Annotated in this window: 1 protein-coding gene and 1 pseudogene; both read left to right on the top strand. The window is 58.5% G+C overall.

Going from position 1 to position 395, the window contains the following annotated elements; translation table 11 throughout:
- Positions 1-167: transposase domain-containing protein (locus V6943_RS20245; protein ID WP_340555135.1), on the top strand; the 167-nt coding region annotated here is incomplete at its 5' end.
- 10 nt (positions 168-177) lie between these two features.
- Positions 178-395: pseudogene (locus tag V6943_RS20240) on the top strand (WecB/TagA/CpsF family glycosyltransferase); the annotation flags it as partial.

Genomic DNA, 395 nt, shown 5'->3' with positions numbered 1-395 from the left:
CGCTGCGCAGCGGCAAACGGGCGGCGGCGATCATGAGCCTGATCCAGTCGGCGCGGATGAATGGGCATGATCCGTACGCCTACCTGAAGGATGTGCTGATGCGGCTGCCGACACAGCGGGCCAGCGAGATTGGCCAACTACTGCCGCATCAATGGGCACCCGCCTGAATTACGCAAGGTGAGTTCGGCAGACGCTTACTTCTATTCCGGCAATAAGAAAGCTTTATTGTCCTGCATCCGCGAGGGCATCAAGCAGCCCTATTCGTTTGTGGTAACGCCGAACGTTGACCACCTCGTTCAGTTGGAGCATGACGCAGAGCTACGGGATGCTTACGCCAAGGCACGCTGGAGGCTTTGTGATAGTCGCATTCTCCTATCGCTGCTCGACCGCCTGGG

This window comes from Pseudomonas sp. CBC3 (assembly GCF_037967085.1).
Classification (GTDB): domain Bacteria; phylum Pseudomonadota; class Gammaproteobacteria; order Pseudomonadales; family Pseudomonadaceae; genus Stutzerimonas.
This window is presented reverse-complemented; position numbering and strand designations above follow the sequence as displayed.